Annotated in this window: 12 protein-coding genes; 6 read left to right on the top strand and 6 right to left on the bottom strand. The window is 73.5% G+C overall.

Annotation, left to right across the window (positions count from 1 at the left end; genetic code table 11):
* Positions 1-2,322: a M28 family peptidase gene (locus E9998_RS05515; RefSeq protein ID WP_136528700.1), complete on the bottom strand. Its 2,322-nt coding sequence runs from the start codon at positions 2,320-2,322 to the stop codon at positions 1-3.
* Between the two features lie 205 nt (positions 2,323-2,527).
* Between E9998_RS05515 and E9998_RS05510 the strand changes: the two genes are divergently transcribed.
* A complete protein-coding gene (locus tag E9998_RS05510) occupies positions 2,528-3,454 on the top strand; it encodes a diacylglycerol/lipid kinase family protein (protein ID WP_136528699.1) in 927 nt (308 codons plus the stop codon).
* A 67-nt stretch (positions 3,455-3,521) separates the two neighbouring features.
* A complete protein-coding gene (locus E9998_RS05505) occupies positions 3,522-6,836 on the top strand; it encodes a DUF4132 domain-containing protein (protein ID WP_136528698.1) in 3,315 nt (1,104 codons plus the stop codon).
* Between the two features lie 13 nt (positions 6,837-6,849).
* Here E9998_RS05505 and E9998_RS05500 read toward each other — a convergent pair whose 3' ends face one another.
* A complete protein-coding gene (locus E9998_RS05500; RefSeq protein ID WP_136528697.1) occupies positions 6,850-8,304 on the bottom strand; it encodes an outer membrane protein assembly factor BamB family protein in 1,455 nt (484 codons plus the stop codon).
* A 120-nt stretch (positions 8,305-8,424) separates the two neighbouring features.
* On the opposite strand from E9998_RS05500, the gene E9998_RS05495 reads away from it, so the two are divergent.
* On the top strand, positions 8,425-9,480 hold the full coding sequence (locus E9998_RS05495) for a hypothetical protein (RefSeq protein WP_136528696.1): 1,056 nt from the start codon (positions 8,425-8,427) through the stop codon (positions 9,478-9,480).
* Between the two features lie 8 nt (positions 9,481-9,488).
* Positions 9,489-10,535 carry a hypothetical protein gene (locus tag E9998_RS05490; RefSeq protein ID WP_136528695.1) on the top strand — a complete coding sequence of 349 codons (1,047 nt, stop codon included), beginning with the start codon at positions 9,489-9,491 and terminating at the stop codon, positions 10,533-10,535.
* A gap of 57 nt (positions 10,536-10,592) precedes the next feature.
* Here the strand turns inward: E9998_RS05490 and E9998_RS05485 are convergent, their stop codons facing one another.
* Together E9998_RS05485 and E9998_RS05480 are read right to left on the bottom strand one after the other, a co-directional pair.
* Positions 10,593-11,753: an RNA polymerase sigma factor gene (locus tag E9998_RS05485; RefSeq protein WP_136528694.1), complete on the bottom strand. Its 1,161-nt coding sequence runs from the start codon at positions 11,751-11,753 to the stop codon at positions 10,593-10,595.
* 9 nt (positions 11,754-11,762) lie between these two features.
* Complete coding sequence (locus E9998_RS05480; protein WP_136528693.1) at positions 11,763-12,173, bottom strand: YciI family protein; 411 nt, start codon at positions 12,171-12,173, stop codon at positions 11,763-11,765.
* 216 nt (positions 12,174-12,389) lie between these two features.
* Here E9998_RS05480 and E9998_RS05475 point away from each other — a divergent pair, with 216 nt between their 5' ends.
* Positions 12,390-12,629 (top strand): YtxH domain-containing protein, encoded by a 240-nt coding sequence (locus E9998_RS05475; RefSeq protein ID WP_136528692.1) that lies wholly within the window; start codon positions 12,390-12,392, stop codon positions 12,627-12,629.
* 61 nt (positions 12,630-12,690) lie between these two features.
* Here E9998_RS05475 and E9998_RS05470 read toward each other — a convergent pair whose 3' ends face one another.
* Positions 12,691-14,592, bottom strand: a complete 1,902-nt coding sequence (locus E9998_RS05470) for a glycoside hydrolase family 127 protein (RefSeq protein WP_136528691.1) — start codon at positions 14,590-14,592, stop codon at positions 12,691-12,693.
* Positions 14,593-14,740: 148 nt separating this feature from the next.
* Here E9998_RS05470 and E9998_RS05465 point away from each other — a divergent pair, with 148 nt between their 5' ends.
* On the top strand, positions 14,741-15,757 hold the full coding sequence (locus E9998_RS05465; protein ID WP_136528690.1) for a LacI family DNA-binding transcriptional regulator: 1,017 nt from the start codon (positions 14,741-14,743) through the stop codon (positions 15,755-15,757).
* Between the two features lie 54 nt (positions 15,758-15,811).
* Here the strand turns inward: E9998_RS05465 and E9998_RS25655 are convergent, their stop codons facing one another.
* On the bottom strand, positions 15,812-16,426 hold the full coding sequence (locus tag E9998_RS25655; RefSeq protein WP_192907042.1) for a hypothetical protein: 615 nt from the start codon (positions 16,424-16,426) through the stop codon (positions 15,812-15,814).
* Between the last annotated feature and the right edge of the window lie 99 nt (positions 16,427-16,525).

Here is a 16,525-nt window from a genome sequence, read left to right as displayed (position 1 = left end):
TCACCCGGTGGCGGGCGCCGCCACGGTCACGGTGTCGGAGAGGCGGTCGCGGGAGCGCATGAGGCCTTCGGGGCGCTCGGTGTACCCGTCGATCCCCTCGATGCCGTGCGTCTGGTCGAAGACCGTGACGTCGAACGCGTCGGCGTCCCCGTGGAGCGTGAGGGTGAAGCCCTCGGCGGGCACGTCGTAGAACCAGATCCGGTTCGGGTCGCCCGGCTCGGCGGGTGCCTCGATCGCGACCTCGGCGGTGGTGCCGTCGGCCAGGGTGACCTCGGCGCTCACGGGTTCGCCGTGGACGGCGAGCCACATCGTGTTCGCGCCGCGCGGCGAGGAGACCTGGAGCGTGGCCGAGTCGGCGGTGCGAGCGGTGAACACGGCGAGGGGCGCGGGGAGGTCGAGCGCGTCGGCGGGCCCGTGGCCGGTGCCCGGCGCGGCCGACTCAGTGTAGGCGGCGGGCAGGCCGGAGTCCTCCAGGCCGTCCTCGGTGACGAGGCGGGAGGTCCACTCGGAGCGGTTCAGGTCGGTCGAGACCCATGCGGCCGTGCCGTTCTCGGTGTCGAGCACATAGGAGAGGTAGGCCTGGCGCGGGTGGTCGGGGCCGAAGCGGTCGACGGCGAGGCCGGTGCCGACGAGGGCGAGGGCCGCCACGGCGGCGAGCGCGGGTACGAGGCGCCCGGGGCGGCCGTCGAGGCGGCGCGCCAGGGTCAGCAGCGGCAGCGCCGTGGCGGCGAAGAGGACGATGAGGACCGCCGGGACGGCCGCCAGCTCCATGCCGAAGGCCTCGACGAGGTTCGAGGTCCAGCTCAGCTGCACCACCGCGGGGACGAGCGCGACCGCGAAGAGCCCGTAGCCGAGCAGGCGCAGGCGCCGCGAGCGCGGTTCGAGGACCATCGCGGCCACGAGGCCCACGGCCGCGAGGGCTGGCACCGCGAACACGAAGGACAGGCCGGGCACGGCGAAGGCCGTGGCGGTGCCGAGGACCGCGAGCCACGCGAGGGGCGCGAGCGCGGCGGCGGCCGGTCCGAGCCTGCGGCGCACGGCGACATACCAGGCGGTGACGGCGGCAAGGCCGAAGGCCAGCAGCGCCAGGAAGTACCAGGTGCGATCGAACAGCAGCCCGTACGTGTCGCCGTAGCCGGGCCGCAGGGCCTGGAGCGCGGGCCACAGGCCGATCGCGGCGGCGGCCGCGGCCAGGATCGGCGCGGCGAAGGAGAGCGCGGCGAGGCCCAGGCGCGGGAGTGTGAGGAGGCCGCGGGAGCGGGCGAGGGCGGCGGCGAAGGCGACGGCGGCGAGGCCCAGGAGCGCGACCGGGAGGTTCCAGCCCTCGCCGTAGTGGACGAGGAGGCCGAAGAAGCCGAAGAACGTCTGGTCGTGGTCGGATTCCAGGTCGGCGAGGTCCATGCCGACGAGCGCGCGGGCGGTGCCGAGGGCGTTCTCGCCGTGGTGCTGGAGGCTGGCCGGGTCGAGGTGGTCGGTGTCGTCGTACGGCGAGTGGTACCAGGAGGCGCCGCCGATGAAGGCGTTGTTCAAGCCGATGTACCCGGCCTCGTGGAACCGGGTGAAGTCGGTGTCGTTGGGCAGCTGCCGGTAGGCCTCGATCGCGGAGGAGTCGCCGTGCGGGTGCGGTGCGGCGCTTGCGAAGAGATCGATGAGGGCGGCGTTCTCGGTGGAGGTCTCGAACATGAGGGAGGGGCCGGAGACGCCGCGGGCCTCCAGGTTGTGGACGACGGTGGGCGCCTCGCCGGCGGGGTGGGAGCGGGCGTAGGCCTCGGCGCCGAACAGGCCCATCTCCTCGCCGTCGGTGAGGAGCACGACGAGGTCGTTGCGGTGGGGTCCTTCGAGGCTCAGCGCCCGCGCGGTCTCGACCAGTGCGGCCACGCCGGAGGCGGCGTCGGCCGCGCCGGGCCCGGAGGGCACCGAGTCGTAGTGGGAGGTGAGCAGGACCGTCCCGGTCGAGTCGGTGCCGGGGAGGGTGGCGACGATGTTGTCGACCAGGCCGAAGCGGGCGGTGCCGTCCTCCTGGTCGCGGGCGAGTTCGGTCTCGACGGCCACGTCGAAGCCGAGGTCGGTGAGCGCTTGGACGAGGTGGTCGCGCACGCGGTCCTTCTCGGGCGTGCCCATCGGGTGCGGCTCGACCGCGATCGCCTCGACCGTGTCCCAGGCGCGGTCGGCCGAGAAGTCGGCGGCGGGCGCGTCGGCCGGGGCGGGCTCCGGGGACGAGGCGTTGACGGCCCAGTTGACGACGCCGAGCGCCGCCAGCGCGAGCAGCGCGGCGAGGGAGGCCAGCGGCCGGTCGGGCAGGTTCAGGATGCGGCCGGGCATGTGCGGCTCCTCGGGACTCGGGACGGCGGGGCCGAGGGGTTCGGGCGGCCCCTCGGGCGCCACTCTACTGCCGAGTAACGCCGGTCACTGCGCGCGGTCGGGCCGGTGCATCGAGGGCGGGGTTTCGCGTTCAGCGGCAAGGGGAGCTGCGGACCATTGGTCGCATAGGGTGGAAGGGCAGGCATATCAGGTGAAGGGGACGGGAATGGCCGACCGGATCGCGATCGTGTGGAATCCTTCGAAGACCTCCCGGGAGGACCTCGAGACGGCGTTGCCGGAGGGGGCCGGGCCGGTCTCCTGGTACGAGACGACGCCGGAGGACCCGGGCCGGGGCGCGGCGGGCGAGGCGCTGGCAGCCGGTGCGGGCGTGGTGGTCGCGGCGGGCGGCGACGGGACGGTGCGGGCCGTGGCCGAGCGGCTCGCGGAGGAGGAGTCGGAGGCCGAGCTGGTGATCGTGCCGCTGGGCACCGGGAACCTGCTGGCACGCAACCTCGGGGTGCCGGTGGGCGACCTCGCGGGCGCGCTCGGCCGGGCCTTCGGGGGCGAGTCGCGGGCGATCGACCTCGGCTGGGTCGAAGCGGAGGTCGAGGACGGGCCGGTGAGCCGGGCCTTCGCGGTCATCGCCGGTTTCGGCATCGACGCGCACATGATCGTGGAGACGGACGAGGACCTCAAGAGCAAGGTCGGGTGGCTGGCCTATGTGGAGTCGCTGGGCCGGGCGCTCTCGGCGACCGAGGTCGTGGACTTCACGATCGCCGTCGACGGCGGGGAGCCGGAGGCCGAGTCGGGGCACACGCTCATGGTCGGCAACTGCGGGACGCTGCAAGGGGGCGTGACGCTCCTGCCCGACGCGGACCCGGCGGACGGCGAACTGGACCTGCTCCTCCTCAGCGCCGAGGGGGTCGGCCAGTGGCTCGACACGCTCCGGTCGTTCGTGTGGGACAACGGCATCCGGCGCCTCTTCGGCGGCGGGGACAAGGCCAGGAGCGCCGAGACGGCCGCCCACGCGAGGGCGCGGAAGGTCGTGGTCGAGCTGTCGCGGCCGAGGGTCCTGGAGATCGACGGCGAGGACCTCGGCGAGACGTCGGCGTTCACGATCACGGTCCGGCCGGCGGCGGTGCGGGTGCGCTGAGGCGAAGCGGCCCTTGGAGTCGCATGTTCGAGGCGGCCTGTCGCACCCGATTCCTAGACTGTCGACCATGATCGACGAGACCTCCACGGCGAACGACGCCGCGCTGCCGGACGAGGACGCGTTCGTCCTCCCCAAAGCGTGGCGGCGGTTCGTGCAGCCACGACGCGGAAGCGGCGCGCCCCGCCGCCTCGCGATCGACTCCGGTGCGGGCACGGTGTTCCGTGTCTGGCAGGGGCCGAGAGTCCGTGAGTACCTCGCCCACGAGGCCAACGAGCGGTACGCCGCCGCAGGGCGGGCGTTCCTCGACGGCGGCCCGGACGTGCTCGGCGCTGCGGCGGTCCTGACGATCGCCCGGTCTTTCGTCTCCCCCGAACGGGCAGTGGCGCGCGAAGTGTTCGACATGGCCGCCGCCGAGCACGGCCTGCCGTTCGCCGCCGCGGCTCTGGCCGAGTCGCTCGCCGTCGAGATCGCGCCCACCGGTTCGGGCGAACGCGTTGCCCTGGTCCGCAGGTCGATATCCTCCACCAACTGGTCCCTGCTCGATCACAGGGACGAGGTGGAGGAGATCCGCATGCACTTCGCGTCGGCCTCCGACGAGGAGTACGCGTCGATCGTGTCCGCGCTGAAGGAGGTCCGAACCGACCCGGCGGGCCGCTTCGCGGTGAGCCTGCTGGTGCCGAGCGAGCGGGCGTGGATGGACGAGGTGTGCGAGGAGCACCGAGCGCACCAGGGGAACCGGTCGGGCAAGGACCTGCTCCTGAAATTCGTCACCACGCCTGAGCAGCTCGAATGCCTCGAACCGTCTTCGATGCGCTTCTTCTGGGTGCGGACCGCGCAGCTGGCCGACCTCCTCGATCGGCTCGGCCCCGCCGCGCTGCCGGTGATCGAGCGGTGTCTGGAGGGCCACTTGGACTCCGATGAGAAGAAGACGGTGTACCGGGCGCTCGCGGTGATCCCCACCGACGCCGCGTTCGCCCTTCTGGCCGACCGGCTCGCCGACCCGGTCGCGATGGCCTTCGCGTTGGAGGCCGCGGCGCGGTTCCCGCAGCGGACGCTCAGGACGATCGCCGACCGGCTCCCGGGCGCCTCCCCCGCTGACGCCGAGCGGTACGCGGCCTTGTTGCACGCCGACCCGGTCCTCCTCCACGTCGCACTGCCGCTTCAGGACGCGCGGGTCAAAGAGGCCGTCCAAAGCCTGGTCGGGGCCGAGGAGCGGCTCCCGGCGGTGCCGGACGAGGCGGTGCCGGGGCTGCTCCTCGCACCGCCGTGGGAGAAGGCGGACACGAAGGCGACGGTCGTGAAGGGACTGACGCCGCCCGCGATCGAACGGGTCGAGTGGGCCGAGGGCGAGCGCGAGGCGTGGGCCGAGCTCCCCATGTGGCCCGGGCCCTATCACGGCGAACCGGACTGGGCCGAGGAGGCGGAGCGCTTCGACGAGCGAGGCTCCGACAATCAGGCGATCATGCTGTGCCTGGCGCCCGAGGCCATCGCGCTCGAACTCCTGCCGCGCTGGAACACCGGCAGCACCTACCTCCAGGAGTCGCGGCTCCAGCGGGTCCTCGCGAGATTCGGCGACGCCGCCGCCGCACAGGTCGCGGCGGCGGCAGCCACGCACGTGGACCTGAGCGACACGCTGCTCCCGATCAGCGGCCTCGCCGCCGCCCGCTACGCCGCCGACGCCTTGGTGCGCCTGAAGACCCGGCGCGAGTTCGCCCTCGAATGGCTCGACCGCCACGCCGAGGACGCGGCCGCGCTCCTCGTCCCCGACGCGCTCGGCACCGCGAAGCGGCGCCGGACCGCCGCCGAGACCGCGCTGTGCGCCGTCGCCGTCGCCAAAGGCGCCGACCTCGTGCGCAAGGCCGCGGCGTCCTACGGCGAGGAGGCCGCCGCCGCGATCGCCGCGCTGGTCGACCTCGACCCGCTCGCGCCCGTGGGCGTGCCCGTCCCGATCCCCGGCGGCTGGGCCGTGCCGGCCGCGCTGCCGCAGGTCATGCTCGCCGGAGACGCCGGGGCGCTGCCGGACGCGGCCGTGCGGAACCTCATCGTGGTCCTCGCCCTCGGCACCCCCGAATACGACTACCCGGGCGTGAAGGTGCTCGCCGAGACCTGCGATCGGGCCTCGCTCGAACGGTTCTCGCTCGCGCTGTTCGAACGGTGGGTCGCCGCGGGCGGTCCGCCGGAAGACTCCTGGGCCCTGACGCAGCTGGCCCACTTCGGCGGCGACGACACCGTGCGCACGCTCGCGCCGCTCATCGCCCGCTGGCCGGGCGAGAACCAGCACCAGCGGGCCGTCAAGGGCCTCCGGGTGCTCGGCGCGATCGGCTCCGACGCGGCCCTGCGCGCCGTGAACGGCATCGCCGAGAAGGCCCGCTTCGACGCGATCGTATGGGAGGCGCACGAGCAGATCCGCACCGTCGCCGCACAACTGGGCCTGTCGACCGACCAGCTCGCCGACCGGCTCGTGCCCGACTTCGGGCTCCGCGAGGCCGACGCGCTCGTCCTCGACTACGGGCCCAGGCGGTTCCGGGTCGGCTTCGACGAGTCGCTGCGCCCGTTCGCGACCGACGAGGACGGCAAGCCCCGCAAGACGCTGCCCAAGCCAGGGGCGAAGGACGACAAGGCGCTCGCCGACGCCGCCTACAAGCGGTTCGCGCTGCTGCGCAAGGAACTCCGCACCGTCGCCGCCGACCAGGTGAAACGGCTCGAACGCGCGATGGTGGAAGGCAGGACGTGGACCACCGCGGAGTTCGACGAGCACTTCGTGCGCCACCCGCTCGTGTGGCAGCTCGCGCGGCGCCTCGTGTGGCGGGCCGCGACCGCCGACGGCGCGGTCACGTTCCGCCTCGCCGAGGACCGTACCGTCACCGGCGTCGAGGACGACGCGATCGCGCTGGCGCCGGAGGCAGCGATCGGCCTCGTCCACCCCGTGCACCTCGGCGACGAGCTCGCGGCCTGGGCCGAGGTCTTCGCCGACTACGAACTCGTGCAGCCCTTCCCGCAGCTCGCGCGGCCCGTCATGGCCTTCACCGAGGAGGAGCGGAGCACCGGCCGACTCACCCGTTTCGAGAACGTCACGGTCCCGGTCGGGAAGATCCTCGGGCTCGTGAGCCGCGGCTGGATGCGCGCCGCGCCGGAGGGCGGCGGGGTCGAACCCGGCGTCTCGTGCGGCCTGGGTGCCCTCCGCATTCTCGTCGAACTCTCCCCGGGCATCTCGGTCGGAGCGGTCGACATGCACCCGGAGCAGACGCTGCACAGCGTCGTCGTGTCCGGCCGGGAACGCTACGGGTGGGGACGGTCGGAGCCGCGCACCGGCTTCGAGGCCGAACCGGTCGCCGCCTCGGAGGCGCTGGCGGCGCTGGCCTCGCTCACCTGGACCGGCTGAAAGGGGAGGCCCTTCACCAGATCCTGGTGGGCCAGGCGGTGAGCACCGGGTCGTCGTAGCCGCCCGAGCGCATCACGATCGCGCCCGGCGCGAAGTACGCCGACGACCCGGGCAGCGCCGCGCCCTCGCCCGAGGCGAGGTCGTACGCGTACACCTCGTACGTGCTCCAGCCCCACATGCTCGCGTCCCCGTACAGCCACAGGGTGTCGCCGAGGATCGTGGCGCGGCCGCCGCTGCCGAAGTTCGTGCTCGCCCGCCAGCGCTCCTCGCCCGAGACGGTGTCGTAGGCGACGAGGTTCCCGGCCCCGTCCTCCCAGGCGGCGACCACGAGCGCGTCAGGGCCGACCGCGATCGCCTGGCCCTCGCCGGGGGCCTCCCAGACCGCCTCGCCGGTCGCGGCGTCGAGCACGGACGGGACGCCGTCGAGCGTCAGCGGCAGCAGGCCGTCGCCGGAGCCGGTGGCGGGCAGGCCGCCGCAGGAGGAGAGGGTCGAGTTCTTGCGGGTCGCCGCCTCGACCTCCCAGTCCGGTTCGGCGTCGCCGAAGCGGTACCCGGTGAGGGTGGCGGTGCAGTCGTCGGCGGGGTTCTCGTCGTAGTCGTCGTAGAGGACGAGGGTGTCGCCGGCGAGGTCGGCGCCGGCGTCGGTCTCGACGGTGACGAGCGCGTCGCCGTCCTCGTAGACGGTGACGGTGCGGTCCTCGTGGCCGTTGGGGAAGGACTCGAACAGGAGGCGGTCGGGGACGGGCTCGCCGGTCCAGTCGCCGCCGTCGAGGGAGCGGGCGCTGGCGTAGGTCGGGGTGGACCACTGGAGGGAAAGGTCGGCGGGGTCGCGGGAGTGGAGGGTGCAGTCGCCGATGCGCCCCTGCTGCTCGCCGGTGCACTCGGTCATGAGGACGGCGTCGGCGAAGACGGTGACGAAGGAGGCCTCGCGGTCGCGCCAGACCTCGTCGCCGGTGTCGAGGTCGAGCGCGACGGTGTCCTGGCGGCCGGGCCACTCGTAGTCCTCGTCGGCGAAGTCGTCGACGCGCTCGGAGAAGACGACGACGTCGCCCGCGACGCCGATCGCGGGCCCGTAGCCCTCCCATTCGTGGGACCAGACCTCGGCGCCGTCGCGTTCGAGCGTGAACCGCCCGTCCGAGAGGCGCAGGAGGCCCTGGTCGACGTGGGCGACCTGGTCGGTCTCCTCCTCGACGGCGGTGGTCCACAGGGGTTCGCCGTCGTAGGGGCCGACGCCTTCGGGGGCGCCGGGCTCCTCGGAGGGCGCCTCGACGGTGCCAACCGGGAGGTGGTCGGGCAGGTCGCCTTCGGCCCAGGCGCTCTCGTCGGGGAGGTCGTGGGAGTAGAACGGCTCGATCACGAAGGCCGAGGCGAAGACCGCCCCGGCGGCGACGGCGACGCCGACCTGCACGGACCGCGGCCAGCCGCGCAGCTCCCGCCACAGGGTGGTCCGGTCGGCGTCGGTCTCCATGGGTCCTCCAGGGCGGGCGGGCTGCTCCTCGCACCATAGGGGGTGGGGGCAAGCCCGGGGCGGGCTGGCATCCGGCCGTTATCCTCGGCTCGGTCCGGCCCCGACCCCTTGGAAGTGCCCATGTCGCTCCCCGATCCTCCAGTGTCGCGCACCCGCCGCGAAGGCCTGCGGGTCGGCTGGATCATGCTGTTCTCGGCGCTGACGCTCGTCCCGTTGACGGTGTGGCACCAGGTGCGCGAGCCCGACTCGGCGGTCGAGGCGGTCACGGCGTTCATGGAGGCCTTGCGGGACAAGGACCTCGAACGGGCCTACGAGTTCGTGGGGACCGCGCTCCCGGCGGGGGCCGAGGCGGCGTTCCTGCGGCCCGAGGCGATCGGCGAGTGGGAGCTGCTCGCGGTCGAGCAGCCGCGCAACACGATCGGGCTCCAGGAGCCGGTGACGGTGACGATCGGGACCGAGGACGGCACGGCCGAGGGAGCCTTCACGGTGGACGAGGACGACGGCGAGTACACCCTCCGCGATCCGTTCCAGACCGTGACGATCGCCGCCTCCTCGTACCTGTCGGTGGAGGTGAACGACCTGACGGTGCCGATGCCGCCCGAGACGACCTGGGGCGCGTGGTACATGGGTCAGGCGCAGCGCACGATCACGCTGCTGCCGGGGGTGTACCGGTTCTTCGGGGGCGAGCCGGTCGCGCTGATCGGCGACGACGACGGCGGCTCGGAGCCGTTCGGCGCGCCGCTGCCGGAGCCGGACGAGGAGGCGGCCGCGTCGCTCCAGGAGGCCGTGAACGCGTACGTCGACGGGTGCGTGGAGTACCGGTTGGGCGCGCCGCCCGGCTGCCCGTTCGCGACGGACGGGCTGGTCGACACCGAGGACCGGCGCCGCGTCGACGCCGTGGGCGACCTGGTGTGGACGGTCGAGGAGTATCCGGTGGCGGCCGTCGCGACCGCCGCGGGCTCGTACGAGGAGCCCGTGCTCGTGGTCGAGTTCACCGAGCCCGGACGGCTCGTGTTGGAGGGCACCGGCACCGAGGACCGCGGCGACCCGGCGCCGTTCACCGCCGCGTGCCACTTCGGCGGCACGGGGCTCCACGTGCTGGAGGACGCCGACGGCTCGTTCCAGGTCGCGCCGCTGGGCTACGGCCCCGAGGACACCTGCCGGGGCACCGAATGACGGCCCGGGTGCTGAGGGCGCCGCTGGCGTGGGCCCGGCCGCGCCGCTGGTCCATCCTCGTGGAGGCCGCGCTCGCGGTCCTGCTCGTCCTGGTCGCGCTACCGTTCGCGGTGTTCGGCGGCGGCGAGCCCGCGCCGGTCGCGGTCGTCAGGGGCTACCTGGAGGCGCTGCGGGAGGGCGACGTCGAGCGCGCCGAAGGCCATGTCTCGCAGGAGTACGCCCAGGAGGCCGACCGCTCCTGGCTCACCGCCGAGGCCATGTCCTCGGACTGGGAGATCGAGTCGGTGTCGATGCGCACGGCGTCGGCGACGACGGTCCACGTCGTCATCGGCGCGGGCGGGCGGAGCGCCGAGGGCGCCTTCCGGGTCGAGGAGTGGGAGGGCGAGACCCTGATCCTCAACCCGTACCTGTACTTGACGAGCACGGCGGGCCGGTTCGAGACCTTGGAGGTCAACGGCGACCGCCGCGAGGTGGAATCGAACGCGGACGGGGTGACGCTGCCGGTGGCGCTCTACCCGGGCTCGTACGCGCTGTTCGCGAGCGCCGCCGCGGTCACCGGCGAGGGCGGCGTCCCGCTGCTGGCCGTGCCCGGCGGCGAGGCGGGCTACCTCGGGAACGACCGGATCGACCTCGACGCGGTCATGACCGGGCCGCTCGTCGAGGGCGACGCGGCCGAGGACGTGCTCAACGAGAAGTTGGCGGCCTGGCTGGACGAGTGCGCCGAGAGCGGCGAGATCGCGCCCGCCGGGTGCCCCTTCAGCGCCGCCTACGAATGGGGCGTCGCCTACGCCGGGGCCACCGAGTTCCAGACGGTCGAAGAGCTGGACTGGGAGGTGGCGGCCTACCCGAGGGTGCGCTTCGGCCGCGACCTGCGCCTTGAGGTCGTGGAGCGGGGCTGGCTGACGCTGACCGGCAGCGGGACGACGCTGCTGGGCGACGAGCCGACCGCAGTGGACGGCGAATGCTCGGTCGACGCGGGCAACATCGCCGTGGACCTCGGCGGCGACGGGGGCCTGACGCTCCGACTCGCCTACGACCAGGCCAACACCTGCTAGGGACAGGTCAAGTGCCGTCGGCGACTTCCTCACGCCTGCGGACCGGTGCGGAGCCGGTCAGGCGCCGTTGAGGCGGGCGGCCTGCTTGAGCAGGTGCGCGCGTTCGGCGGCGCTCGACGCCGCCGACGCGGCGGCCGCGTAGCGGCGGGCCGCCTCTTCGCGATTCCCGGCCCGCTCGTGGAGGAAGGCGGCGACGGCCTCGCGCCGCGGCAGGGCGGGGTCGAGCGATTCGACCAGGCGCAGCCCGGCGAGCGGGCCGTCCACATGGCCCACCGCTACCGCGCGGTTGAGGGCGACGACCGGGTTGTCGGGCGCCAGCCCTGCGAGTTCGTCGTACCACTCCAGGATCTGCGGCCAGTCGGTCGCCGCGGCCGACTCCGCGTCGTCGTGCAGGGCCGCGATCGCGGCCTGGACCTGGTACTCCCCCAAGCGGTCTAGGGCGAGGGCGGCTTGGAGGAGGTCCACGCCCTCGGCGATCATCGCGGTGTCCCAACGGGAACGGTCCTGGTGCGTCAGCGGCACCAGGTCGCCGGCGGCGTCCAGGCGGGCGGCGCGGCGAGCGTGGTGCAGCAGCATGAGCGCGAGGAGCCCGGCGGCCTCGGGGTCGCCGGGGACGGACGCGAGCAGTTGGCGGGTCAGGCGGATCGCCTCGGCGGCGAGGTCGGCGTCGCCGGGCTCGGGTGTGGCGATGAAACCTTGATCGAACATGAGGTAGAGCACCCGCAGCACCGCGCCGACGCCGCCGGGGCGTTCGAAGCGCTCCCCGGCGACGGTGCGCTTGGCGCGCGAGATGCGTTGCGCCATAGTGGATTCGGGGACGAGGAAGGCGCGGGCGATCTGCGCGGTGGTGAGGCCGCCGACGGCGCGGAGCGTCAGGGCGACGGCCGAGGCCGGGCTGAGCGCGGGGTGGCAGCAGCGGCTCAGGAGCAGCAGCGTGTCGTCGGCCTGCTCGGTCGGGCCGCCGGGCGGCTCGCGCCGCACCGCGACCTCGCGGAGGGCGCGGGCCGAGGCGGCGCGGCGAGCGTCCAGGAATCTGCGCCAGGCGACGGTGACGAGCCAGGCCTTCGGGTCCTCGGGCGCCTCGCCGTCCCAGCGCCGCACGGCTTCGACCAGCGCGTCCTGCACGGCGTCCTCGGCCGCCGCGAAGTCGGCTCCGCGGCGGACGAGGACGCCCAGGACCTGCGGTGTGAGGTCCCGCAGCAGGTGTGCGTCGATCATCGGACCGGTCTACTCCACGACCGGCGGCTCGACCAGGAACGGCCGCACTTCGAGCCACTCGTGGAGCGGCAGGCCGTCCTTGCCGGGCGCCGAGGAGAGGTAGGCCGCGGCCTCGTAGGCGCGCTCCTTGGACTCGACGTCGATGATCATCCAGCCGGCGATGAGGTCCTTCGTCTCGGCGAAGGGGCCGTCGGTGACCGGCGGACGGCCTTCGCCGTCGTAGCGCACGAACTCGCCGTCGGGGGCGAGCGCCTGGCCGTCGACGAACTCGCCGCGCTCGCTCAGGTCGTCGGCGACCTTGCGCATGAAGTCGATGTGCGCGGTGATCTCCTCGGGAGTCCACTCCTCCATGGGCGCCTGGGCGTTCGCATGCTGCTTGGGTCCGCCGCGGTAGTGCTTGAGCAGCAGGTACTTGGCCATCGTTCTCTCCTGTTCGTCCGAGCGGCACTCGCTGCCGCCGACACACCTGGGACGGAGCCGCGCCGCGGTTCTCGACATCCCGGGGCCGGAATTCCGGATTTTATTTTCCGCGGCCCGGCGCATGGGCCCGGACCTGGGGATTTCCCGCGTGCGGAGTGTATGCAACGGGAGGCGGCTCCCGTAAAGTGGGATGGAACGACACGCAAAGGGGCGCGAATGGGGTTGCTGGACAAGTTCAACGAGTTGAAGGACATGATCACCGGGGCGGTCGACGAGGCCAAGGGCCAGGCCGGTGAGATGCTGGGCGACGCGACCGAGACGCCGCTGGCCGAGCAGGCGGGCGAGGCGGTGCAGCAGGCGGAGGACGCCGCGCAGGGCGCGGGCGAGGCGGCGCAGGACGCCGGGGACGCCGCGCAGGGCGCCGTGGAGGACCTCAAGGACCAGCACGGGCTGTAGGAACGTTCATCGGGACGGGCGGAGTCGATCCGCCCGTCCCGATCGCTTTGCGGGCGAAGGGCTACCGGGCCGACTCCCGGAGCCAGACGGCCATCGTGCCCTTGCCGCGGTTGGCCCAGGAGTAATAGGGGACGGTGCGGATCACCGTGGGTTCGGCGGCGGGGCGCTCGGTGCTGTAGAGCGAGTCGATGGGCCGCTCCCGCACGCCGTCGACGTCGACGCGCACGACGCCGAGGTCGGGGTCCGGCACGGCGCGGAGCGCCGCGTGCGGGTCCACGGCGAGGTCGGGGACGGGGCCGGCGTTGTCGATCTCCTCGGCGCAGTAGACGATCGGGCCGCGCTGGATCGCGGTCCGGCCGTGGACGGCGGCGACGGCCGGTGCGGCATGGACGCGGGTCGGGGCCATCGGCAGGTCGAGCACGACTTCGGTGCCGGGCGCCCAGGTGCGGTCGAGCACGAGGTACCCGGATTCGAGGGGCGCCTCGAACGGCTCGCCGCCCACGGTGAGCGTGTGGGACGGGGCCCAGTCGGGCAGGCGCAGGCGCAGCGCGAAGGCGACGGGCGTTTCGGTGTCGACGGTGAGGGCGACGCGGCCGTCCCAGGGGTACTCGGTGGACTGCGAGACGCGCACCGAGGCGCCGTCGCGGTCGAAGCGGGCCGAGCCGGAGACGTAGAGCTCGACGGCGAGGCCGTCGGGGTCGGCGGTGTAGGCGTACTCCTCCAGCGAGGCGACGAGCCGGGCGTAGTTCGGCGGGCAGCAGGCGCAGTCGAACCACTCCGAGCGCTCCACTGTGCCGTCGCTGGCGAGCGGGTTCGGGTAGAAGTAGCGGGTGCCGTCGGCGGAGGCGCCGGAGACGACGCCGTTGTAGAGCGCGCGTTCGAGCACGTCGGCGTACTTCGCCTCGCCGGTGAGGGCGCCCATGCGCCTGGCCCACATGACCAGTCCGATCGCCGCGCAGGTCTCGGCGTAGCCGTCGGTGACCGGCAGGTGGTAGGCGGGGCCGAAGGCCTCGCGGGAGGGGTCGGCGCCGATGCCGCCGGTGAGGTAGAGCTTCGTGGACACCACGTCGTCCCAGAGCCGCTCGCAGGCCGCGCGCAGCGCCGCGTCGCCGGTCTCCAGGGCGAGGTCGGCCATGCCGGCGTACAGGTAGACCGCGCGCACGGCGTGGCCGACGGCCTCGGACTGCTCGCGCACGGGCGCGTGGTCCTGGACGTACTCGCGGTACCACTCGGGCCGGGTCGGGCGGTCGAGGAAGTGCGGGCCGAAGAAGCCCTCGGTGCCGCGGCGGTCGCGTTCGGCCGCGAAGTAGTGCGGGTCCCTCCCGCGGCTGTCGACCAGGCGAAGGCTCAGGTCGAGGTAGCGGCGCTCGCCGGTCGCCCGGTAGAGCTTGACGAGGGCGAGCTCGATCTCGGGGTGGCCGTCGTAGCCGCCCTCGCAGGAGCCGCCGGGGCCGAACTCGCGGTCGACGAGGTCGGCGAGGCGGCGCACGAGGTCGAGGAGGCGGGTCTTGCCGGTGGCGGCGTGGTGGGCGACGCCCGCTTCGATGAGGTGGCCGGCGCAGTACAGCTCGTGCGCGTCGCGCAGGTCGGTGAAGCGCTCGCCGGGCCGCACGACGGTGAAGTGGACGTTGAGGTAGCCGTCGGGACCTTGTGCGCCTTCGAGGAGGGCGATGGCCTCGTCCACTGAGGCGTCCAGGTCGGGGTCGTGCCCCCGGGCGAGGGTATAGCTCGCGGCCTCGATCCACTTGGCGACGTCGGACTCCCAGAAGATGTGCGGCTCGCGCTCGTCGCCGGGCCGCCACGCGAGCTTCAGCGCCTCGAACTGGCCGCCGGTGCGCAGCTGGTGCTCCTGGTGGGGAAGGGCGCGGGTGCGCACGGTCTCGCGGCGCGGGCTCCAGAAGGCGTCGTCGACGACCACGTCGGCGATCGGCAGGGGGCCGCGGCGGGCGGGGGCTTCGGACACTGGATCGGTCCTTTCGGGACGGGTCGATATGGTTTTCGAAGTAGGGCGGATGAGGTGTCCGCTGAGCGGTGCAGAACTTTCGAAAAGGTTTTCGGAGATGCTAGACTGTGCGTCGGCCGCCTGTCAACACCCCGCCTGGAGGAGCCCGATGGCAACGGACGCATCGCGCCGCGCGACCCTGTCCGACATCGCGCGGGCCGCGGGGGTGAGCGTGGGGACCGCCTCGAAGGCCCTCAACGACCGCTTCGACGTCAACCCCGAGACCCGCGCCCGGGTCGTGCGCGTGGCCGCCGAACTGAACTTCCGGCCGAACGCGCTCGCGCGCGGGCTCCTGGCCGGGCGCACCCGGTCGGTCGGCGTGCTCACCAGCGACCTCTCCGGACGGTTCGCGCCGATGATCGTCGTCGGCGTCGAGAACGCCCTGGGCGCCGAGGAGTCCAGCGTGCTGCTGAGCATCACGCGCGGCGAGCCCGCGCTCGAACGCCACTACGTGCGCGGGTTCATCGAGCGGCGCGTGGACGGCATCCTCGTCGTCGGCTCCAGCCCCGACCCGCGGGCACCCGTGCAGGGCATGGAGGGCACGCCCGCGGTCTACGTGTACGCGCCCTCCTCCTCCCCCGAGGACGCCTCGGTGGTGGCCGACAACGTCGCGGCGGGCGCCCTCGCCGCCGAGCACCTGCTGGAACAGGGCCGGCGCAGCGTCTTCGTCCTGAGCGGACCGCCCGAGGCGGCGGCCGCCCGCGACCGCGCCGAAGGAGTCAGGGCCGCGCTCGCCGCCGCGGGCGCGCCGCTCACGCCGCTCCAGACGCTCTACGGCGACTGGACCGAGCAGTGGGGCTGGGACGCCGTCGGCGGCGTCCTCGCCTCCGGCGCCGAGGCCGACGGGTTCGTGTGCGGGGACGACCAGATCGCTCGCGGGGCCGTCGACCGGCTGCTGGCGGAAGGGGTCGCGGTCCCCGAGGAGGCCGGGGTCGTCGGCTTCGACAACTGGGACGTGCTCGCCGAGTACGGTCGCCACCCGATCACCAGCGTCGACATGGAGCTGGCCGAGATCGGCGCCCGCGCGGCCCGGATGCTCACCTCCGGCGGCCCGGCCGCGGGCGTCGTCGCCCACCCCGGGCGCGTCGTCGCCCGGTGGTCCACGCTCGGGCGCGCGAAGGATTGAACGAATGCGGCCCGGGTCCCCTCGCGGGGACCCGGGCCTGGAAGCCGTTGCGGGTCAGATGACCTGGCCGGTCTGGGACTGGAACGAGTCGCCCAGCGGGGTGGACTCGGTGGCGACCGTGTCGAGGAAGCCGTCCCCGTCGGTGTCGGTGAGGACCGTGTCGACCACGCCGTCGGCGTCCGAGTCGATCTCGATCTCGTCGACGAACCCGTCGCCGTCGTAGTCGGTGGCCGCGACGTCGGCGATGCCGTCGCCGTTCGTGTCCGTGAGGACCTGGTTGATCACGCCGTCGCCGTCGGTGTCGTAGGAGACCTGGTCGGTGTACCCGTCGCCGTCGGTGTCGGACTCGAAGGTGTCGGCCCGGCCGTCGCCGTCGGACTCGGAGATGATCGTCTCGAAGGAGCCGTCGCCGTCGAGGTCCACCAGGACCTCGTCCGAGATGCCGTCGCCGTCGACGTCGGTGGCGATCGCGTCGGCCTGGCCGTCGCCGTCGGTGTCGATGTAGGTGACGCCGTCGGCGGTGATCGTGCTGTCCGCGTAGCCGTCGCCGTCGAGGTCGAAGACCTCCTCCACGGTGGAGAGCCCGGTGCCGGCGGTCTCGTCCTCGACGGGGATCTCCTCCTCGGGGGCGGTGTCGGCCTCGTACGCGGTGTCGTCGTACTCGCTCATGGGTCTCTCCTCCGGTTGCGCTTCGTCCTGGTGCACCCGACTCTACGAGCGCCGCCGAGCCCCAGAATCCCCAGAGCGTGCCAACCGTCGCGCGTGTGC

Source organism: Glycomyces paridis (assembly GCF_004912155.1).
Taxonomy (GTDB): domain Bacteria; phylum Actinomycetota; class Actinomycetes; order Mycobacteriales; family Micromonosporaceae; genus Glycomyces; species Glycomyces paridis.
This window is presented reverse-complemented; position numbering and strand designations above follow the sequence as displayed.